Raw genomic sequence first — 24,492 nt, forward strand, 5'->3', positions numbered from 1 at the left:
CGGTCAGTTTCGAAACGTGATCGGATCGCCCTTCGCTCCGTTTACCCCGCTGCCGATCCGTCGCTCGAGGATTCCGTCCGTGCTCGAACTGAAGTGGATGTGGCCGAATGTTTGTCTCAGGCAGCCTTCATTGATTATATTCCCACTAATGACTACTACCCCCCATTGTTAATCACTTTTTGGGCCACCTCCCATGAAATCCGCAATAGTCGTAGGCTTATTCTTGTCGTTCTCGAAAATGCTCTCGAGCGACCGTTCGAGGACTTCCAGTCGCTGTTTCGTATAGTCCCGGCAGTCGTATTCTTCGGCGACCTGAATGGCGGTTTGCATGTACTTGTTGACCGAGCCCTTGTGGACGGTGAGGTTGACGCGCCCGCCGCATTCGCGACAATCGCCGGTCAGGGGCATCCGTCTGAACTTCTCGCCGCAGTCGAGACACCGCGTTTCCTGCCGTGAGAACGCCCGCAGGTTGCCGATGAGATCAGGTAGGAAGTGGTACTCGATGACCCGCTCGGCGACGTCCGTCTCGTCGACCGCCTCGAGCTTGCGCGAGAGCTCGAGCTGGGCATCCATCTTGTCCATCATCGAGTCGAGGGTCTTGTACGCCGAGAGATCGGGTCCCATCGCGATGTTCGTGGTGTCGTGGGTGTGTTCGAAACCGGTGTACTCGGTATCGGTGCCCAGCGTGTCCTCGGCGATTTCGATATCGACGTCCTCGGGGTCGGCCTGTTCGCGGGTCGCAAGGTAGAACTCGCGAGGGTACTGCGATGTGACGTCCATGTTGTGTGCCTCGTCGTCGATTTCGGACGGATCGATCCTCGAGGACATAACGAGGGGTGCGTCCATCTTTCCACCCCTCTGGTCCGGCAAGAAGGACTTGCTGAAGTTGAGAAGTCCGTCGAGAAGCAGCATGACGCAATCTTCGTCACCGTCACAGTTGCGTCTTTTCGCGGCGTGAAAGTACGGATGCGCGTATCCCACCGCCGCACTCGTGAAACCGATAACTCTTCCGACAGTCGCCGCCGACGTGTGGGGAGCCATCCCGAAGACGAGTTCGCCGACGAGTGCCTGCCGGTCTTCGAACTCGTAGAACGGTTCGAGACCGTAGTATTGTTCGAGCAGATCGTCGATGAAGTCGGCGGTCTGGAGCATGTGCTCGGCCGCGCCGTCCGAGAGAACGATATCCTGTACCTTGAGCTCGACCAGTTGGTCCTCGTGGGTGAGCGGGTCGCCGTGGATATCCGTCTCGTAGCCAAGCGCCTGCAACTGGCCCACGTCGACGTCGAGTTCGCTCGCGCGGACGGACGTGACCGGCAGGTCGGTCATGTCGTAGCGGACGGTGCCGTCTTTGAAGGCGCTCACGTCGTGTTTGGCCCGCAGAACACCCTTTTCGATCGGTTCGGGGATCTTGTTCGTCGACGTGAGTCCCTTCACGCCTTTGAGAATCTCGAAGGCGTTCTCGCGCTCGCCGACCGACTCGAGGGCGCTTCGAAACTCGTCGTTGATGTCGATTTCGCGCGGTTCGACGCAGGTCGCGTCGCGCTCGCAGCGCGAACACTCGACGCGGCCCGCGTCGTCCGGTTCGACCCGCTGGTCGCAGTCGGGACAGCGGTAGTCCGGCGTAGTGCGTTCGTCACACTCGGGACAGCGGTTCTTGAACGTCTCCGTGCCGCAGTTCGGACAGCGCTGGCGACCGATCCCGATCTCGACGACGCCGGGGGTGTCAGTCATCGTCTCGGCGTGTTTGGCCGCATCGGCAACGTTGCGCTGTGCGCCGCCGGCTTCCCCGATCGGGAAGAGCGTGTGGACTGGCGGGCTCAGGTCGCGGCGTTCGGACTTTTCCGGCCGTCCCATCCGATTACCGATTCGAGTCGGGGCCCGCTCGCGGACCGAAAAGGGGGCGATCTCGTTGACCGCTTCGATTGCGTTGTCACCTGCGGTCTCGTGACCCCACGTCCGAGCGCGTTCGGAGAGGTCGTCGTCGGCCCACGTGCGCTCTAGCTCGACGGTCGGTTCCTCCTCCGACGCGGCGGAATCCATCGCGGCACCGTCGGCGACCGCCCGTCGGGGTTCACAGCCGAGCGTTCGGACCAACGGCCGCCAGTCGTCGACTTCGATTCGGTCGTCACTTTCTCGCTGGCGGTGTTCGACGACGATCGTCTCGAGGGCGTCGCGGATGAGGTCGGCATACTCGAGGACGAGCGTTCCGCCAGTTCCGGTTTCGTCGCCCGCCTCATCGCTCTCGATGTGGCCGTCTGCCACCGCCGCTGCGAGGGCGCAAAAGTCGTCGACGGAGAGGTCGTGCCAGAGTGGCGTATATTCCGGATGCAGGGGCGCATCGTACTCGAGAGCCCACTCGAGGGCTTCCGCCGGCTCCGGGAACTCGAGGTCGATGCGAGGGTCATCCTCGAGGGCCTGGACGTTCGCGCCCGCGGCCTCGAGATCCTGAATCCACCACTCGTACGTGTAGGAGGCGGGAGCAAGCGGGTGGTTGTTCTCGACGAACTCGCCGTAGTTGACGAGGTACTCGCCGAGGTCGAGGATCTTCTCGACGCCGTTTCTGATCTCTATGGCGTCTTCGGGGTCGTCGATCCGGCGGACGTCGCCGTTCGCCAGTTTGACCGTCGGTCCCTCGAGGGAGTCCACGGGGACGACGCCGGCAGCCTTGCCGGGGCGTTCGGTCTTGATCTGGGTGCCCGTCGCGAGAAAGTCGTCGACGAGGTGCATCGCGGCGGGGTGGACGCCGGCGGTAGCGAAGCCGTGATTGCGTGCCCGACCGTAGCGGAGTCGAAACCCACCCCTGGCACAGGGGTGTGAGAAAACGGGGCGACCGGCGATCAGATCCCGGAGGAACTTCTGGGATCTCTCGACGCGAGGTGGCCCCGCGGGTTCGCCGCCGGCATCGTCGCCGTCGTCCGTCTCGAGCGCCTCGTCGTCTACACCATCGTCGTCACCGTCGGATTCGTCGCTTGCAGCCTCCTCGTCGTCTCCCTCGGCGTCGTAGTAAGTGCCGTCGATGAGGTCCTGCAACCACGGCCAATCGATTTCGTCCAAGTTGCGGGTGTAGCGCTGAATCTTCGGTGCCTTGAGCGCGATCCCTTCGGCGAGAACCAGACACATTCCGCCGCGAGCGCTGTTGGTGTCGACTCGCTCCAGATCGCGAAAGCCCGAAACCTCCTCGTCGCCAGTGGCCTCCCCGTCCAGCATGATCGGCATGTGCTCGGCGATGAATTTCGTTTCCGTGTCCTTCGGCGTGTACTGGAGTCCGGTCTCCTTGTCGTAGAGCGAGATTTCCTCGGCGTATCGTTCGATCTCCTCCTGTCGAGCGTCGAATTGCTCGATACCGACTAGTGCGCGCGTATAGTCGGCCACGAGAACGGACAGCGCCTGTGCAGTCCCACCCGCCGAGCGGATCGGGCCGGCGTAGTAGACGTTGACGAACTCCGTCCCGTCGTCGTTCGTGAGGATCTCGACCCTGTCGATCCCCTCGATGGGTGCGGCGACGACTCCTTCGGTCAGGAGCGCAACCGCAGTCCGAACTGCGCCTTCGACCTTCCCCGCTTTCGTCTCGTAGTCGCCGACGCGGCCTTCGGCGAAGTCTTCCGCCAACTCGAGGGCCGCCTCCTCCCGGCTCATCTGCACCTCGAGTTCGCGGACGCGCTCTGCGACGCCGTCGATCCCGAGGATGTTCTCGACGCGGTCGGCCATGTCCTTTGCAACTGGAATCTCGACCGCTGGTTTCGGATCTCCGCCTCGCTCTTTGGCTCGCTCGGCCACGTCGAATGCCTCGTCGAGTTGCGATTCGAGTCGCTCGAAGTAGCGTTCGTCTTCCGAACGCATACTAGAGCCAGAGGTCGAGTTCGGTCGTCTCGTCGTACTCGCGCGCGAGTGGTTCTTCAAAGGCGCGCATGTGGACCTCACCGGCCCATATCGTCGCCTCGTTCAGGTGGCCGGCGTACGCGGTTCCCTCGTCGTCCGAGAGGACGACGTGAGTGTGCGCGAATCGGTCTCCCTCCAGTCGGGAGACGTTCCCGGTACAGCTCGCGACCTCGAGCGGTTCGTCGAACTCGACCGGATGGTACTCACACTCGTCTTGATCGTAAAACCAGAGCTCGGCGTCCTGGACCGCTCCGAGGGCCGTAAACCAGGCGGCGTCGGCGTCGACTGCTTCCGCGAGCGACTCGATTTCGGCCCGCCAGTCGGCACCCGTCTCGAGGCGGGCGACGTACTCCTCCGTGGTCTCGACGGCGCGATAGTTCATACGCTTTTACTGTGCAGGCCGATAGAAAAAGACCTCCGTTCGTCCCGTTCATAGTAGTCGTTGAAACGAGGTATCCACCGCTCGCACTGCTTCGGCCAGCGAGCGCTCGCTGGCCGCAAATTCGCGAGCAGGGGGGTGCAATGACGTTCAACGACGACTATAGCGTACCAATTCGGACGCGACACCGACGGGTACGCACCGACGTAAATCGTACGGAACCGCCGAAATAGACTACAAACGTATAAACACAGCGCATAAAAGTTCCATCTTTTATTCGATTCATGTGTACTTTTCAGAATTATAGTTCAGATACCAAAAGTTATATCTGATAGTTTCTGGCAATCGGTATCGTATGTCATATACGGTGTCAGACGAAACTCGTCGGGGGTTGCTCGCCTCAGGTGCGGCAGTCTCCGTAGCAGTGATCGCAGGGTGTATCGGCGGGAGCGGTAACGGAGACGGTGAGCGCTTCCACTTTACGCAGGAGCAATCACGCGAGGAGAAGTTCGACCCGATTGTCTCGAACGATGCGTACAGTTTTCAGGTGGTTCAACTCGTTTTCGACGGACTCTACGAGTACGGCGAGGGGCTCGAGTTGCAGCCAAAACTTGCGAAAGGCGAGCCGACGGTCGAACGGGACGGGACGCGATACATTTTCGAACTCGAAGAGAGGGCGACGTTTCACAATGGCGACAACGTGACCGCAGCGGACGTCGCTTACTCCTTTACCGCACCCGTCGAGGAGGAGACGGAGAACGCCGCCGAGTACGATATGATCGAGAGCGCCGAGGCCATCGACGACCGCCAGGTGCAAGTCGACCTCGGGGATCAACCTTACGGACCGTTCGAACTCGCGACAATGGGCGTCACGGTCGTCCCCAAGAGCGTTCGAGAAGAGGACAAAGACGCGTTCAACAAGAATCCGGTCGGTTCGGGACCGTTCAGGTTCGCCGATCTCTCCGAGAACGAATACGTCGATCTCGAGCGCAACGACGACTACTGGGACGACCTCGATCCCAACCTCTCTGCGGTTCGTTTCGTCGCTCACGACGACAACGCGGGGCGAGTCTCCGACATACGGGCGGGGAACACCGACGCCATCTCAGGGATCCCGAACGACGACTGGAGCGTCCTCGAGAACGAAGGGGGCGTCAAGCTTCACTCCACCGAGAGTCCGACGTTCATGTACGTGGCCTTTAACTGCAACGAGGGGCCGACGACCAGTCCCGAGGTTCGACAGGCTATCGCCCACTCGTTCTCGATATCGGACTTTATCGAATCGAGCGCGGGGAACGTGTCGTCCCCGATGTACAGCCCGATTCCGCCGGTCGTCAACGATGTCTGGGCGTTCCCGGAAGACGAGTACAAGAACATGCTTCCGACGTACGATCCCGATCAGGCCAAGTCGTTGCTCGACGAGCACGCGCCGTCCGACTTCACGCCGACGATCATCACGCCAGAAGGGATCCGCGCACGGCTCGCCGAACGAATCGCCACCCGACTCGACGAAATCGGATACGGTGCCGACGTGCAGATCCTCGACTTCGGGACGCTAGTCGAGAAGTACACCACCGGGAAGGCGAGCGATTACCAGATGTACCTGCTCGGGTGGACCGGCGGCCCCGACCCCGATTACTATCTCTACCCGCTCTTCCACGAGAGCCAGGCGGGAGTCAATCAGGGTCACTACTACAGTGGCAGCGACGGATTCCACGAAAGCATAGCCGAGGCACGCAACTCGGCCGATCAGGAGAAACGGTACGATCTCTACGAACCCGTCGTTCGAGAAATCGTCGACCAGCTTCCCGTGCTGCCGGCCTTTACCCAGGACAACACGATGGCCTCCCGCGACTACGTCTCGGATCTCGAGGCCCACCCGGAAGTTACGAGAAACCCGACGCTGGTCGCGGAGTACACGAACGTGTCGATAGGGTGAATTTGCGGGACGGACGGGACAGTTCAACCCTCGCGGTCGCGGACCGGTCGAATGAATCCCCACCAATCCCGCGTACAGTATCGTCCAACCGATCGATACCAACGAGAAAACAGTCCGAACGACAATACCAAAAATCAGATCGTCCCGCGTATCAATGAAACTACTCAAGTACGCAACATACAGGCTCTTGCAGGCGGTCCCGGTCCTCATCGGGATCTCCGTCATCACGTTCTTACTCGCGAACCTCGGCCCGGGAGACCCGGTTAGCCTCATGCTTCAGGGACAGGAACACAGCGAGGAACTCGTGAGAGCGATCGAGCAAAAATACGGACTCGATAGACCGTTACACGAACGATACCTGACCTATATGGCCGGTCTGCTCAGAGGGGATCTCGGCCGGAGCATCCACTACAATCGACCGGTCGCCGCTCTTATGATGGACCGAATCGGGCCGACGCTCCTGCTGGTCCTCTCGGCGTATGCGTTCGCGCTGGTGACGGCGATCCCCCTCGGCATCGTCGCCGCCAACCGTCGAAACGAACCGGCCGACCACGTTTCACGGATCGTCGCGCTCTTCGGCGTCAGCACCCCGTCGTTCTGGATCGGAATCGTGCTGATCCTGATCTTCTCCGTGGTGGCACCGTGGCCACTGACGGTGATACCCGGACTGCCGTTACCGTCGAGCGGACTCGTCTATCCGTGGCGACCGCCCAGTTCCTACCGAGGGATCAACGGCCACCTCGAGTTGTACTACCAGTCGATCAGACACCTCCTGTTGCCGATGATCGCACTGGGAACGTTGCAGATGGCGACGATCATGCGCGTCGAACGGACGCAGATGATCGAGTCGCTCCAGCGCGAGTACGTCAAGCTTGCCAGGGCATACGGAGTCCCCGAACGAAGGATACTACGAAAGCACGCCTTCCAGGCGGCACAGCTGCCGATTATCACCATCGTCGGTCTCAACCTGTCGACGGCGATCGGCGGAGCGGTGCTGGTCGAAACGGTGTTCAACATCAACGGAATGGGACGGCTGTTCATCGACGCGATCCAATCGAACGACTATCAGCTCGTGATGGGGATCACGATGGTCCTCGGCGTTTTGTTCGTGGTCGGCATCATCATCACCGACATCTCGTACGCGTACGTCGACCCACGGGTCACCTACGGAGAGCAGGAGTAAGCATGGCAATAGGCGATTCACAACTCGAGAAACGCACAGATCGGACCGACCGAGACGAGGTCGAAGCTCGCGTCGGCTGGCGATACACGCTCGCACAAGTGCGTCGGGATACGACGGCTCGCTGGGGGCTGTACATCGTCGCCGTCGTCCTGTTCGTTGCAATCTTCGCGTTCGTAGACAGTCACCTCTCGCTGCTCACGTTCGGGGTGCTCTCGGATTTTACGTTCGCGAAACTCCTCCCGATCTTCGATCACCCCACGTACGTCCCCGATCCGGGCGAGGGGACCCAGCACATGCCCCCCTATTTCCCGCTCGCAGAACAGTCGTGGAACCCGCTTCCGGCGGGCGGTACGCTCGAACATCCGCTCGGAACGGACCACACCGGCCGGGACTACTTCACTCGAATCGTCTACGGGACACAGGTATCGGTATTCGTCGGGATCATCTCAACGTTCATCGGGCTCTCGGGCGGAACGGTCGTCGGTGCTGTGGCCGGCTACTACGGCGGTCGGATTGACGACATCCTGATGCGTATCATCGAGACGATATACTCGATTCCACCGCTGATCCTCATTATCGTCTTCACCGTCTTCGTCGGCGGTGCGAACATCTGGTACGCGGTGCTCGGCGTCGGTATCGCGTTCGTGCCCGTCTTCGCCCGCATTATTCGGAGTCGGGTGCTGAGCGTCCGGGAGATGGATTACATCGAAGCGGCCAGGGCGGCAGGCCTAAAGGACAGGAACATCATCATGCGTCACGTCGTTCCCAACAGCTTCGCACCGGTGCTGGTGTATGCGACGCTCCAGATCGGCGTGACGATTCTCATCGTCGCCGGTCTCTCGTTTCTCGGCTACGGCGCACAGCCGCCGACCCCGGACTGGGGCCAGATGCTCAAGACCTCACACGGGTACATGCACTCGAACATCTGGCTCTCGATCTGGCCAGGGATCGCGATCATGATCACGATTATGGGCTTCAACCTGTTCGGCGACGGCCTTCAGGACGCCCTCGACCCCCGAATTGACGAGTAACCATGAGTTCCGAACCACTCCTTCGCGTCGAAAATCTCAAGACACAGTTCTTCACGGAATCCGGTACAGTACGCGCCGTCGACGGCATCTCCTTCGAAGTCCACGAAGGCGAAATCGTCGGCCTCGTCGGCGAGAGCGGCGCCGGCAAGAGCGTCGCCTCGATGAGTCTGATGCGACTCATCGAGAACCCCGGCGAGATCGTCGCCGGCGAAATAACGTACAAGGGTGAGACGATCTTCGGCCTCGAGGAGGGGCCCGACGGCGAACTCAGAGAGCGCCACGACATGCTCTCGAACGACGAGATACGGACCCGAATTCGGGGAAACGAGATCGCAGTGATCTTCCAGGACCCCATGGAGTCGCTCAACCCCGTCTTTACAGTCGGCGGTCAGCTGCGGGAGTTCATCGAACTCAACCGCGGCCTCCCGGAGGACGACGCTCGCGAAGCGGCAATCGACATGCTCCGCGAGGTGGGAATCCCCGATCCGACCCAGCGGTACGAGGAGTACCCCCATCAGTTCTCCGGCGGGATGCGCCAGCGCGTCCTCATCGCGATGGCGCTGGCTTGCGAGCCGAGTCTGATCATCGCCGACGAGCCGACGACGGCGCTAGACGTCACCGTCGAGGGGCAGATCCTCGATCTCGTCGACGACCTGCAGAAAAAGTACGGGACGAGCTTCATCTGGGTCACCCACGATCTCGGCGTGGTCGCAGAGATCTGTGACCGCGTCAACGTCATGTACCTCGGTGAGATCGTCGAGCAGGCCACCGTCGACGAATTGTTCTACGACACCAGACATCCCTACACGAACGCCTTGCTCGACTCGATACCTCGGCCCGACCGGACCGTCGACGACCTCGAGGCGATCGAGGGTGTGATGCCCGAGGCGATTTCTCCGCCATCGGGCTGTCGATTCCATCCGCGCTGTCCGGATGGGAGACGGGTCTGCAAGCAGGTCCATCCCGAACCGAAAACCGTCGCCGATGCCGGCGGCGAGGCGCATCGAGTAGCTTGCGTAAAATACGACGGATTCGACGTCGGCTACGCCGAGAGCCCACCGCTGGAGGGGAAGATGGGGAATCGAGGTGACAGCGCATCGGCGACCGACGCCGAGTCGGAACTCACGGCGAACCCAGCCATCGACGAGACCGGAGGTGAGGAACGTGAGTAGCGGCATTCGGGTGGACGAACGGAGCAGCTACGATGGGGATGACCCGCTGCTCGAACTCGATGGCGTCTCGAAGTACTTCGATCAGGAGTCGGGACTGATCGCGGGGCTGCAGTTCGATCCGGAAGCGTTTCCGCCGATCAGCGTCGACCGAAACAGGGTGAAAGCGGTCGACGACGTCTCCCTCGAGATTCGGCCCGGCGAAACGCTCGGGCTCGTCGGCGAGTCCGGCTGCGGCAAGAGCACGCTCGGGCGGACGATTCTTCGCCTGCTCGAGCCCACGGACGGTGACATCTACTTCAAGGGGGAGAACCTGGCGAGTCTCGGCGGTGAGGAACTCCGACAGACGCGCTCGGACATGCAGATGATCTTTCAGGACCCGCAGTCGTCGCTCGATCCTCGAATGACGGTCGGTCAGATCATCACCGAGCCGATGCGGGCTCACGACATGCTCGACGACGAGGGTCGAGAGACTCGGGCAAAAGAGCTCCTCGAGAAGGTGGGACTCGATGCGCGCCACTACAACCGACATCCACACGCCTTCTCCGGCGGCCAGCGCCAGCGAATCAACTTCGCGCGTGCGCTGTCGGTCGATCCGGATTTCGTCGTCTGCGACGAACCGGTCTCCGCGCTGGACGTCTCGGTCCAGGCGCAGGTGCTGAATACGATGGAGAAACTGCAGGAGGAGTTCGGCCTCACCTACCTCTTCATCGCCCACGACCTTTCGGTCATTCGGCACATCTCCGATCGCGTTGCGGTGATGTACCTCGGCCACATCGTCGAACTCGCCGACAAAGAGGACCTATTCGAAAATCCACAGCATCCCTACACTCGCGCACTGCTCAACTCGATACCCGTCCCGGACCCGCGAGAAAACGGGGCCAGAGGCGTCCTCGAGGGCGAGGTGCCGAGCCCGGCCGATCCACCCTCCGGGTGTCGGTTTCGAACGCGGTGTCCGCGTCTGATCGCACCTGACGAGTACGACTGGGCTGACGGCGAGTGGGAGGAAACGCGAGCCTTCGTGCGAGCGGTCAAGCGTCGGACGTTCGAGCCGATGACGGCCGCCGAAATCAAAGATGAGTTCTTCGATAGCACTCTCCCGAGTGGCAAAGCGGGGACGGTCATCGAGGAGACGATCGATCTCGTCGCGACTGATCGCGAGAACAGTGGCGAGGGCGACGAGACGCTGCGATGGGACGCGGCAGTCGACCTGTTGCTCGAATCCTTCGCCGAGCGAAGTATCTGTGCGCGGGAAAGACCGGCATACGATCTCGAATCGGCGGATCGCTCGGCCGAACGATTCGCGGCGTGTCATCTGCACAGGTGACCGGCGATATTCGAATTCATCTCATGACTGATTTCACACATTTGAGAATTCGTCCCGAGATCCGAGGCCACGTGTCGATAAGCCGGCTGAATATCGGCTTCGTATGGACAGTCAAGCTGCTTTTCCTGACGTCGCAAACAACGGTCGGCACTGGCTATACCACACGATCTTTCATCTCGAAAATACTTATGTAACCGGGCGGCCCTATTTACTCATGTATGAGTAAAGTACTCGCCACAATCACGGCAGGCACGCGGCGATTTGCAAAGGCACGACGAACGATCGCACACTCCCCCGACTTCGGCGACGATCGGTCGACGAACGAGGACGGCCGCCCGACGACGCGCATTCCACCGGGTGGCTTCCTTACAGGGTGAGGACTCGAATCGATGATCGACGTTCGCGGACGCGGTAACGGACTTTTCTCTCGATCCTGGACAGCCGGCACGTAATTCGTCACCGCCGAACCGCCCGAGCAGTCGAACACCGACGACGGGATTTCGAATCGGTACCGGATACGACCGAACGCTGGACTATTCGAGCCTGATCGACGTCGAATCGCTGGGTCGCGTCGCCCCCTCGCGAGTTGCGACGAACGCACGGATCTCGTATTCTCCCGGGTCCGGGATCACGGATTCGCGTCGGCCGTCGGTTCGTACTCTCTCGAGACGACCGTTCCACGTCACCGACATCCGTTTTTTCTCACCGGCGCGGAAGTCGAACGACGACGGACGATCGCGAGTGTACAGGCGTTCGTCGCTGGCCTCGAGGTCACCGTCGACGGTCCAGCCCCAGCGGCGCTGGCGGGGCGTCGGGAGTTCGACGGGAACCGGGAGCCGGTTTTTGAATTCGACGACGATCTCGACCGATTCGTCGCGCTCGTAGACGTCTCGAGCAGTCGCGACGGAGACGGCGATCGCACGCTGGGCGACCGACGGCGGGACGAACGATCCGAGCAGGGTACCGACGGATAGCCGGGGACCGTCGGCGTCGAACAAAGCCCTATCGATCGAGTTCGGTTCCGTGCCGCCTCCGGATCGGGAACGGCCCATGGACGGATCGACCAGCGCAGTAAACTAAACGATGCGGGATGCGACGAACAAACGATGCGGGATGCGACGAGCCGAGAGGGGCAAAAGCAACGGTTCGCGTGTCCATCGCCCCGCCGGGACGCGACTGTCTCGAGACCGCCAGGGTTCGGATCGATCGTTATCGCTCACGGTCGGCGGCCCACTCGAGCAGCGGTTGTAACCGACGACAGAGTTCGTCGCCCTCGTCGGTAAGGGCGTACTCGACGCGCGGCGGGATTTCCGCGAACTGTTCCCGAGAGAGGTACCCTGCATCGACGAGGTCGTCGAGTCGATTCGAGAGTGTAGAACTGCTTACGTCTTCAAAAGCGTCTTCGATCTCGCCGTATCGGGCCGGCCCGATCGCGCCGACGACGCATATCAGTTGCATCGCGTACCGCCGGCTGAGGAGTTCCATGAGCCCGTCGAGGCGACAATAACAGTCGACGTCGCAGGGCGAATCGGACGGCTCGAGTCGATCATCGGTTGCATCTGCCATATCTTTCGTTCACCGAAGTTACTCCAATACTTCGGACTCGACAGTACAAGTACTTCGCGAAACGAAGTTACATTGTATGACGAACAAAAGCTGCGACTGTTGTGGAACAGTTGAAACCCGGCCGATGGAAGGAAAAATCGAGAGCGAACCCGAAAACGAAGCGGCAACCGAGGATGGATCCACCGCTCCGGGGGACCGCTGGCTCGGCGATTCGTCGCCTACCGAGGCGCCGCTGCCCGGCGACGTCCGGACAGCGATGGAACGGTTCTTCGGTGACGCGTCGATCACCACCCTCGAGGACTGGACGGGCGAACTTCGGCGACGGACTGGCGGTGCGATCGAGGTCGACGAACTCTGTCACGCCGACGGGGAGACGGACCACTGGGGGGAATTAGACGGCGACCGGTACGACTTCCAGTGTTTCTACGACGCCGTTGCGCTCGCCGAGATTGCATCGGAACCGGTCGAAATCCACACCGTCAGCCCAGACGGGACGGACATCGAGGCTCGCGCAACGGGAGACGGTGAACTGACCGCAACGCCGTCGACTGCGGTCGTCTCGTTCGGAACCACAGTCGACGGCTCGCATCTACCGGACGGAGAACCGACGCTCGAGGACGCATACACGGCAATCTGTCCGTCGGTTCGTGCGTTCCCGACACGCCGCGCGTACGAGCGATGGGCGGCAAAAACGCAGGCGGCGACGGTCGGTATGCCGCTGTCGGCCGCGACTGCAGTTGCGACCGAGCTGGTCGATTGACGGCCTTCTTCGACCGACAGGGTAGAGATCCCCTCGCTCCCTGAAGATAGAACCTCGTCGCTCAGTTATCGCCAGGCTGGAAGAGCCGGTGCGTCGTCCGCTTGCATGGAAAGCCAGGCTCCGTCAGCAGAGATGTCCGCAATGACGTATTCATCGCTTGCAGCCGTCGAATCGATCGAACCGACGATCGTTTCATCGGAAGTCGTTGCGTCTGATTTCATCACCATGTTTGGTAGTGACTCTCACCCATATATAAATTCGTCGAATCGTATCGTTCTGGAAAAATACTGATCGGCATCCGAACGAATGCCGGTCCGTGAAACACTGGGTTTATACTCATTTTCGCCGTACCGAGGTGATATGAACGTAGCCGACGCGATGACGCCCCGCGAGGACGTGGTGACAGCTGACCTGCCAGGTACTCGTTCGGATGTCCTCGAGTATCTCCAAGAACAATCGTTTTCGTCAGTTCCGGTCGTCAAGCCGGCCGACAACGGCCCGGAGTATCGCGGACTGATCTCTCGTGAGACGCTCATCGAACAGCCCGACGAAGACCAGCTGGTCATGCTGATGGAGGAGAACGTGCCGACGACGACCTCGGAGACCGCACTCGAGGAGGCCGCCCGAACGATGGTCGATTCGGGCGCGCGGCGGGTTCCGGTCGTAGATGGCGAATTCGAGGGCATCATCACGGTGACGGACGTGATTCACGCGATCGCAGCCGGCGATCAGCAAACGGACGGGGCTGTCGAGTCCTACGTCAGCGTGGACGTGAACACGACCTACGAGGGGACGCCGCTTCCCGTCGCCGAACGAGAACTCTCCTACGCGAACGTTCCCTACACCGTCGCGCTGGACGACGATGGAGAGATGAGCGGCGTTCTCACGGAGGTCGACATACTCGACGTTGCCCGGATCGTCGAGGGAGAAGAGGCGACCGGGGACAACTTCGGCGATCAGGACGACGAATGGTCGTGGGAAGGGATCAAAGCCGTCGGCAGCCGCTATCTCCCCACGCGAGACATCGAGATTCCGGCGAGACCGATCCGGGAGTTCATGAGCGACGACATCGTTACGGTTTCGGCCGGAATGTCGGTCCAGGAGGCTGCACAGCGAATGATCAGCAACGACATCGAACAGATTCCGCTTGTCACGGGCGAGCAATTAGCCGGCATCGTCTGTGACATGGATCTGCTGGAGGCACTCTATGAGTGAGCACGAACGTGCCGAACCGACCGACTCGACGAGCGAGAAACTCGTCGAACTGGCGAAACGGCGCGGGTACTTCTTCCAGTCCGCCGGAGCCTACGGCGGCGTCGGCGGCTTCTACACGTTCGGACCTCAGGGTGCCGCGCTGAAGGGGAACGTCGAGGAGGCCTGGCGCGATCGCTTCGCGGTCGCCGAAGGGAACATGGAAATCGACGCGCCGACGATCATGCCCGAACCGGTCTTCGAAGCATCGGGTCACCTCGATGGGTTCGACGACATGCTCGTCGAGTGTCCGGAATGCGGCGAGAGCCACCGGGCGGATCACGTCGTCGAAGACGAGACGGAGTACGAAGACGCCGAGAGCCTCCCCATTCCGGAAGTCGAGGAGGTCATCGCCGAGTACGAACTCGTCTGCCCGAACTGCGGCGCGGGACTCGCGGGGCAGGCCGTCGAAGCCTTCAACCTCATGTTCGCGACGAACATCGGCCCCGGCGACTCCCAGCCGGGTTACCTGCGCCCCGAAACGGCACAGGGGATTTTCGTCGAGTTCCCGCGGCTCAAGGAGTACGCGCGCAACCAACTTCCCTTCGGCGTCACCCAGATCGGGCGCGCCTATCGCAACGAGATCAGTCCTCGTCGCTCGATAATCCGAACGCGGGAGTTCACGCAGGCCGAACTCGAGTACTTCATCGACCCCGAAGCCGACGACCCGGATCTCTCCGCCGTCGAAGACGTCGAGGTCACGTTGTATCCGGCCAACGAGCAGAACGACGAGGACGGCTCGGAGATCGAGACGACAATCGGCGATGCAGTCGAGGAGGGCATCATCACTGACCGATGGGTTGCGTACTTCCTCGGCGTCGCGAAACCGTGGTACGAGGCGGTCGGCGTCGACATGGATCGGTTCCGCTACCGCCAACACCTCTCGGGCGAGCGAGCCCACTACGCCAGCGACTGCTGGGACGCGGAAAGCGAGATCGACGGCAACTGGATCGAGATGGCCGGCTTCGCCCACCGCGGCAACTACGATCTGTCGAAACACGGAGACCACTCCGGCGACCGGTTCACGATCTTCAAACAGTACGACGAACCCAAGACCGTCGAACGCGCCACCGTCGATCCGGATATGAGCTACCTCGGGCCGGAGTTCGGCGGCGACGCCCAGACTGTGGTCCAAAAGCTCGAGGAGTTGGCGGCTCGGGATCGCGATGCGTTCGACGGAGAGACCGTCGAGATCGATCTCGACGGCGAAACCCACGACGTTCCAGTGGAAACGACAGGTTTTGCGGTCGAAGAACAGACGGAAGCTGGCGAGCACATCACGCCCCACGTCGTCGAGCCCTCCTTCGGTGTCGACCGGCTCGTCTATACGGTTTTGCATCACGCCTACCGCGAAGACGAAGTCGACGGCGAAGAACGAACGTACCTCGAACTCGAACCCGAAGTCGCACCCACCTTCGTCGGCGTCTTCCCGCTACAGAGTGACGACGATCTGGAGACCGAAGCCACGGGGATCGCAGCGGCTTTGCGTGAAGCGGGGCTGTCGGTCACGTACGACGACTCCGGTAATATCGGTCGGCGCTACCGTCGTCAGGACGAAGTCGGGACGCCGTTTTGCGTGACTGTCGACTACGAGAGTCTGGAAGACGAAGCCGTGACCGTCCGCGAACGCGACACGACCGCACAGAAGCGACTGCCGATCGAGGATCTGCCGGAAACCCTGTCGGCGATTCGAGCCGGCGAACTCGAGTTCGACAATCTCGAGGAGTAACCGTCGCGGCCGTTGGGTCGCCCCGTCCGGCAGGTTCCCTTTATATTATATATAGATCTCTGGAGAACTAACCGACGGACTGAAGGTCACCTCCACTAAGGCACAAACGATGGCCGACGAACTGAAACGGCGACTCGTCCATGCAAGCGGGTCGGGTCTGGTCGCCCTCTATCTGCTCGCCGACTATTCCGAGGTAGGGCTGACGTGGGCTGGTTTTCGCGCCCTCATGATCGTCCTCGCGAGCGGTGCGCTCGTCCTCGAGTTCCTGCGGCTTCGGGTCGGACTCGACTGGCGGCTCTACGACGTGCTCACTCGCGAGTACGAACAGGACAACCCCGCCGCCTACGCGCTATACCTGATCAGCATGGCCGCCGTGGTCGTGGCCTTCGGACCGGATATCGCCCTCCCTGCGATGTTGATGCTCGCCCTGGGAGACCCGATCAGTGGAGCCGTCTCCGACAACACCCTCAAGCGAGTCAAGCCACCGAAAGTACTCGGTACGATGTTCCTCGTCTCGACCCTCATCGCGATTCCGTTCCTGCCGATTACGGCGGCGCTGGTCGCCGCCCTAGGCGCGACGATCGCCGACGGCGTGACCCTCGAAATTCGAACGTACATCATCGACGATAACCTGACGATCCCGATTTACGCCGCCTGTCTCGCGTTTCTGGCGCTCAGATTTGTACCGCTGTAGGGCGTGGCCGGCCGATTCGGCTGTCCAACTCGCGCGGCTGGTGACGAGGGGAACGGAATTCGATTCCGAAATCGGCAAGGGCGTACCGTTCTGTAGGTCTCACGATCGTCGTACTCGAACGACACCATCCACCGTGTCTCAACCGGGAGCGACCAATCGACTGTCGAACGTGCGAGCGTTCTTGTCGGACGGCCGCGGCGCGATCCTCTCCGCCGTCGCAGCCGGCTGGTTTCTGTCGATCGGCATTCGGCTCGCGTATCCGGTGCTCCTGCCGTACCTCCGGAGCTCGTACGGCCTCGACCTGACGACCACCGGACTTCTATTGACCGTCCTCTGGCTCTGTTACGCGCTGGGTCAATTACCCGGCGGGCTGCTTGCCGACCGGTTCGGCGAAGGGAACGTCTTGGTCGCGAGCACCGCGATTTCAGCGATAACGCTCGGCCTCGTTGCCATCGCCGGCTCAGCGTCGGTAGTGTATCTGGCGACCGCGGCCTTTGGGTTCGGAACGGCGCTGTACGGCGTCGCCCGGTTCACGACACTATCCAACATCTTCCCCGACAACGACGGCACAGCGATCGGTGTGACGATGGCTGCGGGCCAGGCCGGTAACACGCTCTTGCCGCTTGCCGCAGGCGGAATCGCGTCCGCGTTTGCCTGGCAGTACGGGTTCGGCCTCGTCGTACCGGCATTCGCCACCGTGGCAATCGGCCTCCGACTTGCCGTTCCCGCACGCGCCTCGAGTACGACCAGTGCCGTCGACAGCGTCTCCCTCGAGACGGTCCGATACGTCGTCTCCGAACTGCGCCGACCGGACATCGTCACCGTGGCGGCGATCCAGATCCTTACGTACTGCGTCTGGCAGGCGTTTACGGGCTTCTATCCGACGTACTCATCCAGATCAAAGGATTCTCACAGGCCGTCGCAACCGGCCTCTATAGCGCGTTTTTTGCGCTGAGGATCGTCGTCCAGCCGTTGACCGGCAGGTTGTACGACCGATACGGGATCCGGAAATCGCTGCCACCCATCCTCGGCGTCGTCGTTCTTTCGCTCGTCGCGCTCCCGTTTCTCGAGGGGTTCTGGCCTATCGTCGCCGGCACCGTATTCTTGAGTAGCATCCTCGGCTACGGCACGATCACGCTGCCGTACATGACTTCGGCGTTCCCGTCGGACATGCAGGGGACGGGACTGGGGTTCCTGCGGACCGTCTACATGACCATCGGCGCGATGAGCCCGGTTCTGTTCGGGGCGCTCGCCGATGGGGGCTACTTCGACGAGGCGTATGTCATGCTGGCCGGATTCGTCGCCGTGCCGGTGGTGTTGACGTGGTGGTTGCCCGAGCTCTCAGAGGAATCGGTGGCTACCGAAGCTGCGATGGAGCACGCCAGTTTCTCGAGATGGTCATGATGGACACGCTGGTTCTTCAGGAAGATTCTCATCGAGAAGCCGTCGTTGAACCGTAGTTCCAACCGATTCGTTGACATCGGAGAGTCGAATTCCAGGAAGAAACGGTAATGAAGCGATATCAAGGCGTACTGAGATGAGCCCGACCCGCCGTTGAAACGGTGATTGAGAGATCGTCATATCCTGGATATTGTCGTATGGGACGACGTAGGTCCGTTGTGTCCAAAAGCCATAGCGGACAACGATACAGTCATCCGCCAGCTCATAGCCACGGTGAGTCCACGAAACATGTGCTGCAAGTGGTGTGATGACGAGAATACCGCCAAACATCCCGAGTGGGATTAAGTCGAGCGCTGGAATGAATTGTCGTAGTACGACAGTGCCACCGGCCAGAGCGAGCGTGCCAAAACTGTATCTGACGAGATAGCGTCGTCGAGCGCGAGTGGGAATAGACTGCAACGTAGGTCGGCCGCGACCGATCGCACGTTCGACGAGTTGCCAGCCGATGTGCGTCTCAACGAGCGGTGCCAGTGGCCAGTGAAGTCCAAAGGGGAGTGAGCCCGAGATACCGGCGGTACCGACATCTGCCTGTACTAAGCCAAGAACGCGATGCAGTGGATTCGCTCTGATCCGTGCCACTTGAATTCGAGCGAGCGACAGGTCTGCGTCGTACTGTCTGATAAGTCCGTGTTGCTTTCGGAAATTGTTGTCTTCTACCGACAATTGAAACCCGAATAGTCGTTCGATTGAGAGCACAGCCCCGACCAACCAGCCACCGATTCCGACAATGATGAGCATTAATCCTGGTGAGAGGGGCAGTATTCCACTAAACAGATCGATAAGTAGCGATCGAGGACTAGAAAGGGACTCCAGTGAGGTAAACAATACTAGCCACCCTGCACCAATGGACAGGGCGACCGTCCGTAGTTGAAGTTGGGTACACCCAAAAAGAACGAGTTCTCGTGGAGAAAGTGAAAAAACGGTCTCCTGACTATCCTTGTTAGTATCTCCTGTCTGGTCAGGGGTGGTAGGGAGTCGCTGCTGGAGAACTGCAGCGTCGTCGGTGTCAAGATACCGGGCCGTTACTTCTGCCTCCTCAGGATCGCCAGCGGTTTCGCACTCAAATGCAGTTATGCCAAAAAGGCTGCTAACTGGCGTACGAAACGTGGAGGACTGTTGAATTCGGGAAAATGGAACGGTACGATGTTGAATCCGGAAAAAGCCAGATCGAACTGAAAGTGATTCATCTTCGATGGTGATTTCGAAGTTCCACCATTCAACAGTTTGAACTATCAACTGCAATGTAAAATATACGAAAGCGATTATGAGTAGCGACCTGGTACCAGCGACGACTGACTCTATTCCCCGACTATCATTAATTACTGTTAGTACAACACCGAGTATACCGAAAAGCGTTAAGTCGAACTGTTCAATCACTCTGGCCGGAATGGATAACACACTCAACTTCATACTGACTTACCGTCATCGGTCAATTGATTGAGCTGGTTCGAGAGTGCCGTTGCACGGTCCGAATCAAGGCCAGGAATAGTGATTTGGCCGTCAAATACGCCCGCGGTATGGATTCGAAGCGAAACGAGTCCAAATGGTCTCCCGAGGAGACTGTGGTTGATATCGATATGTTGTATCTTATCAGCAGGTACGAATGTATCTCGAATAGTGACCACGCCTTGTCGTAAATGAATACCATCCTTTCGAATCTCGTATCGGAACCTGCGGAATCGAAGGACAGCCAGCATAGTACCAACGATAAGAAACAGAAATACGATGACGAGGGTCGACAGATCTGTCACTGAAAACGTAGTCGTGAGAACTGAAACTCCGACTCCGATTCCAATCCCCAGCAATAGCCATTTCAGTATCCATAGGATTTGGATACGCGAATGAAGTCTGTTCATCACAGTATCTGTCTGGAAACGCTTGCAAGGCATTCAACTTGTCTGCTCTGAGATGTTCTATTCATCCCCATTGGATTAAAAATATCGATACTGGCTTCTCGAGGAACCAGCCGTAATTAGGAGAATTGGACCTGTCCCATGTATTATACAGTATTTTTGCATCAAATATTAATTGGTACAAGTATAAAGATTTAATACCAAGTTATAGTAATAATTAGGTGCGATGTCGGAAGGAAGTAAGGAGGATGAATTAAATCGCAGAAAGATGCTAAAGATGAGTGCTGGCGTTAGTATTCCCACGATCGGTCTCACCGCGGCTAGTGGGCCCAGTAGTGCCAGCCATACTGAGGGAGGGAATATACGAAATATAAATGACCTCGAGGTCCTTGATCAGGAACAGGTATCTGATAACCAAGCCAGCCAATGCTTGCAGATAGTGAAGCAATCGAGAATCGGCGAGGATTTTGTTAACGATATCAAAAATAGGTATGAAGTAGAAGTAGCAGGCGTAACCGCGTTCCGAGTAACCACAAACAGCGAATGGATTGAAGAAAAGAATCCAGAGATTGTCCTGATAGGTGTTGGGTCAAAAGAAAGTAACTCCGCTGGTGGACTGATTTATGGAGTTATTGCGGATTCAGAATCAGCTGGGCGTGAACTAGTAGTTGTTCGTGGATTAATTGTCCCAAGGAATGGAAATAATAACGTTTCCATCCAGCATCGGGCTCAACACGGAACGAAAGCTATTGAGCACGTACCAGACGACAAAAAAGGATCCGAAATAGTGGATCGACATACTTTAGAATCGCTTCACGGAACTGGAGATGAAAATAGTCCAGGCACCTCTCATGGAGGTGTATCCACACAATCCTTCCATGGTACTATTGGAACGGAGGTGTGTATTGGAATCATATCCCTGATCTGTGAGAAATACGGCTCCAATGTAGCAAGAACACAGTGTGTCCCTGCGTGTGGCGCGGTTGGTCCAAGTGGACCCTTTGGCTACACCGCTTGTTTAGCATTTTGTGCATTAGCCGTGAAAGTCATTTCAGGGAAGGGATGCCATGTTGGTGGTGCTGTGATCTGCCAAGAGATCTTTGAGCGTGTAACGTAATCCACCACCGTATATTGTTATTGTCTCACTTTCGTTCCGATGTAGTATAAATAGCTACAAGTACGATTTCAGACGGTGGATTATATAATTTACCAAATTACTTATACGAATGGTTTGTTCCGTGCACTCCACCCTAGTGTCAACATCGGCATCTATCACCACGTTTTCTCTCGTTTTCTCACAGCAGACTATCTTATCCGGTTTGGCTATAGCACACCGTTACCTGGGGGAATAGTTACACAGACACGCTTTCCGCTCGAGTCGATACACTCGAGGCTAATTCTGCTTTCACCGCGGTACGCGAACCCGTGTTCGCGGCGATAACAAACGATAAGTAATTACAGTAATGGACGGGGCACGAAGCCGCAGACGGGGCACGAAGCCGCTGTCTCTCGAACACCGACTTCCTCAAGCACCGACCCTAGATGAAATTCGCAGGCACAGCAGTAAACCATCTACGTGACCATTGGCGCGGCGAGATGGGTCCTGTTCGGCGTGGTGGCCGATCGGTGACTCTTCGACGAGACAGGGGGTATGGTGGCTGGGTTCGCCATCGCAGTTCCGGTGACGCGGTGGCTACCTATGCCTGCAGAACAGTAACTGCTCAGAGACTATCGGCTCGAGCCGTTCTCGCTTTCGTCAGGCGTTCAGCCGCCAGAGTTCGAAGTTCAGTACGGCCGCGAACGTCACCCACGCGAGATAGGGGACCAACAACGCCGCAGCACGCGTGTCGACCCGCCGAAACGCGATGACGGTTCCGACGACGAACGCCCAGAGTGCGAGGATGATCCCCAGTGCGACCAGCGGTGCCTCGAGCCTGAAGAATGCGGGCGTCCAGGCGACGTTGAACAGCATCTGGACGGCGAACAGCCCCAGCGCGAGGCGACGACCGTCGGCATCGCTACGCCAGACGAGCCAGAGCGCGACGCCGAGAAGCGAGAAGAGAGCCGTCCAGACGACCGGGAACGCGATCGTCGGCGGATAGAACCAGGGCTTAGCGAGGCTCCTGAACCAGGCGGTGTCGGGGCTCGAGAGAATCCCCGGGAGACCGCCGACGACGTTTATCAGGAGGACGAATCCAACCGCGACGAGAACGGACTCAACATCCGGGAGCCGGCGGGTGCTCACTCGAGTATCCATATGTGATGTATGCTGCGAGCGAATTTATACCCTGCAGACGTCAGCAAGCAACGGACCGCCTGAGAGTACCCACCGCCGCGAATCGTGATCGGACGGTCAGCGTTGGGACGAACGGCACGGTACCGAGCAGCCGATCCACACGATTCAGGCGCTGGCACAGTATCGGCGCTGGCACAGTATCGGCGCTGGCACAGTATCGGCGCTGGCACAGTATCGGCGCTGGCACAGTATCGGCGCTGGCACAGTATCGGTGATACTGCACGGAGGCAACGAGCAACTCGTCCTGTTACTCGGCCGGTTCGTCCGAATCGACCCGCCGACGAAGCCACTCGAGGCCGAGGGCACCTCCTGCAATCCCCGCACCGGTCGTAAAGCCCGGGACGTCGTCGGATTTGGTGTCATCCTCGGCATCAGTCGGTTCGTTCCCTGTCCCGGTTCCGTCACCGGTGGGTGCATCGTCACCGCCAGTCTCGTTGTCGTCGGCCGTGCCGTCGCTTCCACCGGTCTCGCTCTCGGTGTCCGTGTCGTCGCTTCCACCGACCCCACTATCGTTCTCGTCGGCCGTGCCGTCGCTTCCACCGGTCTCTCGATCACTGTTATCGCCACCACCGGCTCCACTATCGCTATTATCGCCACCACCGGCTCCACTATCGCTATTATCGCCGCCACCGGCTCCATTATCGTCGTCGGTAGCATCCTGATCCGTATCCTCGCCATCGGATCCGGTGCGGTCGTCTGTAGACTCACGAAGTGCAACCAGCTTGCCCTCCCTATTATGATCGACATAGATGGTCTCGCCACTGATCGCATCGATATGTCCAACTGGTATGTCGTCCTTGGATAGCACCCACTTCTCGGAGCCATCGTATTTATTCAGAGCGACCAGTGCCTCATCGTATTCAGCGTTGGGAGGTCCACCGTCCCTCGTAAAATAAGAATAGACCGTCTCCCCACTGATGACACCGTGGCCATAGAGATGTGGCTTGTCAATCGTCCAATCATATTCGCCGTCCATCTTGATAGAACCCCCGTTGATACCAGTATCCCACCCGCTAACGTAGATCTCTTCGCCGAGCGCTGGTGCTTGCCAGCCAGTTCCATTTAGAAAATCGCCTGTTTGCGCATCGTAGATTTCGGTCTCGATTTGTGATACTTTGGCCAAGACTGCAGTCTCCGTGGCGGAAATACCGGAGCCATCGTATATCGGCCTTCCATTCTTCCAGACATCGTCACCCGTTTCAGGTTCAAAAGCGAGGAGACCGCCCGGTGTACCGGCGTAGACGACCCCGTTCGCTGCAGCAGTGGTGGTACAAAACTCGTATTCTTCCGGCTCATCGGAGTCATACGGTGTCACCATGACTGACTCCTTTTTCCAGCGGAGAGATCCATCGGCAGCCTCCAGAGCGTACAACGTCCCATCGACGACGGAATACACACCATCATATGCGACTGTTGTCCCCGCCCCGGAGCCAAAATCGTATTTCCAGCGGACGCTGCCGTCCGATCGGTCGAGCGCCACGACTGGTTCGCCGCTGAGGTACACGGTGTCGCCGACGACGGAGGGGCCCCCAGCGTCGACGTTGGAGTTCTTCCAGACGAGCGCGCCGTCCGCGGCGTCGCGGGCCTCGACACCGGCATCCGTCGTTACATACACCGTCTCATCGGCGATCGCAACGGAATAGCTCTCGCCGTAGTCGACGGACCAGGCCACCTCGAGCGCGTCACCGTCGATTTCGGGCCCGTCTTTGACGTATCTGGCGTGGCCAGCATCCCCGAGGTACGACGGCCAGTCTTCGTCCATCTCCGGATTTGGCTGCAGAGATGGATCTGGAAGATCGTCGAGCCCGTTCACCGCCGAACCCGACTTCCCCATCCCGATCGATGCGAGCCCACTTCCGAGGGGCAAGGCTGCACCAGCCGCGAGTATCGAACGTCGATCCCAATCTGTCATCGAATCGTCATTCGGAAGAGACGGTTTTACTATCCATGAAATACAGTTACTTGATTTAATTGC

Annotated in this window: 20 protein-coding genes and 1 pseudogene; 12 read left to right on the forward strand and 9 right to left on the reverse strand. The window is 59.4% G+C overall.

Annotated features, from left to right (window positions below; translation table 11 throughout):
- Positions 1–168 precede the first annotated feature (168 nt).
- Positions 169–3,840 (reverse strand): DNA polymerase II large subunit, encoded by a 3,672-nt coding sequence (locus HYG82_RS33875; protein ID WP_179261518.1) that lies wholly within the window; start codon positions 3,838–3,840, stop codon positions 169–171.
- A gap of 1 nt (position 3,841) precedes the next feature.
- Positions 3,842–4,261 (reverse strand): PPC domain-containing DNA-binding protein, encoded by a 420-nt coding sequence (locus HYG82_RS33880; RefSeq protein WP_179261520.1) that lies wholly within the window; start codon positions 4,259–4,261, stop codon positions 3,842–3,844.
- Positions 4,262–4,613: 352 nt separating this feature from the next.
- Here HYG82_RS33880 and HYG82_RS33885 point away from each other — a divergent pair, with 352 nt between their 5' ends.
- The 6 genes from HYG82_RS33885 (at position 4,614) to HYG82_RS33910 (ending at position 11,284) form a co-directional block, all read left to right on the forward strand.
- Positions 4,614–6,197 carry an ABC transporter substrate-binding protein gene (locus HYG82_RS33885; RefSeq protein WP_179261522.1) on the forward strand — a complete coding sequence of 528 codons (1,584 nt, stop codon included), beginning with the start codon at positions 4,614–4,616 and terminating at the stop codon, positions 6,195–6,197.
- A gap of 154 nt (positions 6,198–6,351) precedes the next feature.
- Positions 6,352–7,380 (forward strand): ABC transporter permease, encoded by a 1,029-nt coding sequence (locus tag HYG82_RS33890; protein ID WP_179261524.1) that lies wholly within the window; start codon positions 6,352–6,354, stop codon positions 7,378–7,380.
- Between the two features lie 2 nt (positions 7,381–7,382).
- Positions 7,383–8,411 carry an ABC transporter permease gene (locus HYG82_RS33895; RefSeq protein WP_179261526.1) on the forward strand — a complete coding sequence of 343 codons (1,029 nt, stop codon included), beginning with the start codon at positions 7,383–7,385 and terminating at the stop codon, positions 8,409–8,411.
- A gap of 2 nt (positions 8,412–8,413) precedes the next feature.
- Positions 8,414–9,583: an ABC transporter ATP-binding protein gene (locus HYG82_RS33900; protein WP_179261528.1), complete on the forward strand. Its 1,170-nt coding sequence runs from the start codon at positions 8,414–8,416 to the stop codon at positions 9,581–9,583.
- Positions 9,576–10,907 carry an ABC transporter ATP-binding protein gene (locus HYG82_RS33905; RefSeq protein WP_235217688.1) on the forward strand — a complete coding sequence of 444 codons (1,332 nt, stop codon included), beginning with the start codon at positions 9,576–9,578 and terminating at the stop codon, positions 10,905–10,907. Before HYG82_RS33900 ends, HYG82_RS33905 begins: the two co-directional genes overlap by 8 nt.
- A 218-nt stretch (positions 10,908–11,125) precedes the next feature.
- The gene (locus HYG82_RS33910) at positions 11,126–11,284 is read left to right on the forward strand and encodes a hypothetical protein (protein WP_179261530.1); all 159 of its coding nucleotides are present in this window, start codon (positions 11,126–11,128) and stop codon (positions 11,282–11,284) included.
- Positions 11,285–11,440: 156 nt separating this feature from the next.
- Here HYG82_RS33910 and HYG82_RS33915 read toward each other — a convergent pair whose 3' ends face one another.
- The gene (locus HYG82_RS33915) at positions 11,441–11,959 is read right to left on the reverse strand and encodes a DUF7974 family protein (RefSeq protein ID WP_179261532.1); all 519 of its coding nucleotides are present in this window, start codon (positions 11,957–11,959) and stop codon (positions 11,441–11,443) included.
- A 157-nt stretch (positions 11,960–12,116) separates the two neighbouring features.
- Positions 12,117–12,473, reverse strand: a complete 357-nt coding sequence (locus tag HYG82_RS33920; protein ID WP_235217689.1) for a winged helix-turn-helix transcriptional regulator — start codon at positions 12,471–12,473, stop codon at positions 12,117–12,119.
- Between the two features lie 76 nt (positions 12,474–12,549).
- Here HYG82_RS33920 and merB point away from each other — a divergent pair, with 76 nt between their 5' ends.
- Positions 12,550–13,233, forward strand: a complete 684-nt coding sequence (merB, locus tag HYG82_RS33925) for an organomercurial lyase (RefSeq protein ID WP_235217690.1) — start codon at positions 12,550–12,552, stop codon at positions 13,231–13,233.
- 65 nt (positions 13,234–13,298) lie between these two features.
- On the opposite strand, the gene HYG82_RS33930 is transcribed toward merB, so the two are convergent.
- Complete coding sequence (locus tag HYG82_RS33930; protein ID WP_179259075.1) at positions 13,299–13,454, reverse strand: DUF7556 family protein; 156 nt, start codon at positions 13,452–13,454, stop codon at positions 13,299–13,301.
- Between the two features lie 139 nt (positions 13,455–13,593).
- Between HYG82_RS33930 and HYG82_RS33935 the strand changes: the two genes are divergently transcribed.
- The 4 genes and pseudogenes from HYG82_RS33935 (at position 13,594) to HYG82_RS33950 (ending at position 18,311) form a co-directional block, all read left to right on the forward strand.
- Positions 13,594–14,448, forward strand: coding sequence for a CBS domain-containing protein (locus HYG82_RS33935; protein ID WP_179261534.1), 855 nt, complete (start codon positions 13,594–13,596; stop codon positions 14,446–14,448).
- Entirely contained in the window at positions 14,441–16,213 is a 1,773-nt protein-coding gene (gene glyS / locus HYG82_RS33940; RefSeq protein WP_179261536.1) for a glycine--tRNA ligase, read from the forward strand. The genes HYG82_RS33935 and glyS overlap by 8 nt, the downstream gene beginning before the upstream one ends.
- Positions 16,214–16,322: 109 nt before the next feature.
- Positions 16,323–16,907 (forward strand): diacylglycerol/polyprenol kinase family protein, encoded by a 585-nt coding sequence (locus HYG82_RS33945; RefSeq protein ID WP_179261538.1) that lies wholly within the window; start codon positions 16,323–16,325, stop codon positions 16,905–16,907.
- Between the two features lie 169 nt (positions 16,908–17,076).
- A pseudogene (locus tag HYG82_RS33950) lies at positions 17,077–18,311 on the forward strand (MFS transporter).
- Here HYG82_RS33950 and HYG82_RS33955 read toward each other — a convergent pair.
- Positions 18,306–19,745, reverse strand: a complete 1,440-nt coding sequence (locus HYG82_RS33955) for a PH domain-containing protein (RefSeq protein WP_235217691.1) — start codon at positions 19,743–19,745, stop codon at positions 18,306–18,308. The pseudogene HYG82_RS33950 and the gene HYG82_RS33955 sit on opposite strands and share 6 nt — an antisense overlap.
- 29 nt (positions 19,746–19,774) lie before the next feature.
- On the reverse strand, positions 19,775–20,257 hold the full coding sequence (locus tag HYG82_RS44645; RefSeq protein ID WP_425495349.1) for a PH domain-containing protein: 483 nt from the start codon (positions 20,255–20,257) through the stop codon (positions 19,775–19,777).
- 190 nt (positions 20,258–20,447) lie between these two features.
- Here HYG82_RS44645 and HYG82_RS33960 point away from each other — a divergent pair, with 190 nt between their 5' ends.
- Entirely contained in the window at positions 20,448–21,338 is an 891-nt protein-coding gene (locus tag HYG82_RS33960; protein WP_179261544.1) for a halocin C8-like domain-containing protein, read from the forward strand.
- 639 nt (positions 21,339–21,977) lie between these two features.
- Here the strand turns inward: HYG82_RS33960 and HYG82_RS33965 are convergent.
- Both HYG82_RS33965 and HYG82_RS33970 read right to left on the reverse strand, forming a co-directional pair.
- Entirely contained in the window at positions 21,978–22,478 is a 501-nt protein-coding gene (locus HYG82_RS33965; protein WP_179261546.1) for a TspO/MBR family protein, read from the reverse strand.
- 286 nt (positions 22,479–22,764) lie between these two features.
- Positions 22,765–24,429 carry an outer membrane protein assembly factor BamB family protein gene (locus HYG82_RS33970; protein ID WP_179261548.1) on the reverse strand — a complete coding sequence of 555 codons (1,665 nt, stop codon included), beginning with the start codon at positions 24,427–24,429 and terminating at the stop codon, positions 22,765–22,767.
- Between the last annotated feature and the right edge of the window lie 63 nt (positions 24,430–24,492).

Origin of the sequence: Natrinema halophilum (assembly GCF_013402815.2) — an archaeon.
GTDB classification, from domain to species: Archaea; Halobacteriota; Halobacteria; order Halobacteriales; family Natrialbaceae; genus Natrinema; species Natrinema halophilum.

Excerpts from the sequence above, each read along its gene's own strand:
- HYG82_RS33900 (WP_179261528.1), top strand. The coding sequence starts at position 8,414 with ATGAGTTCCGAACCACTCCTTCGCGTCGAAAATCTCAAGACACAGTTC.
- HYG82_RS33895 (WP_179261526.1), top strand. The coding sequence starts at position 7,383 with ATGGCAATAGGCGATTCACAACTCGAGAAACGCACAGATCGGACCGAC.
- HYG82_RS33915 (WP_179261532.1), bottom strand. The coding sequence starts at position 11,959 with ATGGGCCGTTCCCGATCCGGAGGCGGCACGGAACCGAACTCGATCGAT.
- HYG82_RS33960 (WP_179261544.1), top strand. The coding sequence starts at position 20,448 with ATGTCGGAAGGAAGTAAGGAGGATGAATTAAATCGCAGAAAGATGCTA.
- HYG82_RS33965 (WP_179261546.1), bottom strand. The coding sequence starts at position 22,478 with ATGGATACTCGAGTGAGCACCCGCCGGCTCCCGGATGTTGAGTCCGTT.
- HYG82_RS33910 (WP_179261530.1), top strand. The coding sequence starts at position 11,126 with ATGAGTAAAGTACTCGCCACAATCACGGCAGGCACGCGGCGATTTGCA.
- HYG82_RS33935 (WP_179261534.1), top strand. The coding sequence starts at position 13,594 with ATGAACGTAGCCGACGCGATGACGCCCCGCGAGGACGTGGTGACAGCT.
- HYG82_RS33920 (WP_235217689.1), bottom strand. The coding sequence starts at position 12,473 with ATGGCAGATGCAACCGATGATCGACTCGAGCCGTCCGATTCGCCCTGC.
- HYG82_RS33970 (WP_179261548.1), bottom strand. The coding sequence starts at position 24,429 with ATGACAGATTGGGATCGACGTTCGATACTCGCGGCTGGTGCAGCCTTG.
- HYG82_RS44645 (WP_425495349.1), bottom strand. The coding sequence starts at position 20,257 with ATGCCTTGCAAGCGTTTCCAGACAGATACTGTGATGAACAGACTTCAT.
- HYG82_RS33930 (WP_179259075.1), bottom strand. The coding sequence starts at position 13,454 with ATGAAATCAGACGCAACGACTTCCGATGAAACGATCGTCGGTTCGATC.
- glyS (WP_179261536.1), top strand. The coding sequence starts at position 14,441 with ATGAGTGAGCACGAACGTGCCGAACCGACCGACTCGACGAGCGAGAAA.
- HYG82_RS33875 (WP_179261518.1), bottom strand. The coding sequence starts at position 3,840 with ATGCGTTCGGAAGACGAACGCTACTTCGAGCGACTCGAATCGCAACTC.
- merB (WP_235217690.1), top strand. The coding sequence starts at position 12,550 with ATGACGAACAAAAGCTGCGACTGTTGTGGAACAGTTGAAACCCGGCCG.
- HYG82_RS33885 (WP_179261522.1), top strand. The coding sequence starts at position 4,614 with ATGTCATATACGGTGTCAGACGAAACTCGTCGGGGGTTGCTCGCCTCA.
- HYG82_RS33945 (WP_179261538.1), top strand. The coding sequence starts at position 16,323 with ATGGCCGACGAACTGAAACGGCGACTCGTCCATGCAAGCGGGTCGGGT.
- HYG82_RS33890 (WP_179261524.1), top strand. The coding sequence starts at position 6,352 with ATGAAACTACTCAAGTACGCAACATACAGGCTCTTGCAGGCGGTCCCG.
- HYG82_RS33880 (WP_179261520.1), bottom strand. The coding sequence starts at position 4,261 with ATGAACTATCGCGCCGTCGAGACCACGGAGGAGTACGTCGCCCGCCTC.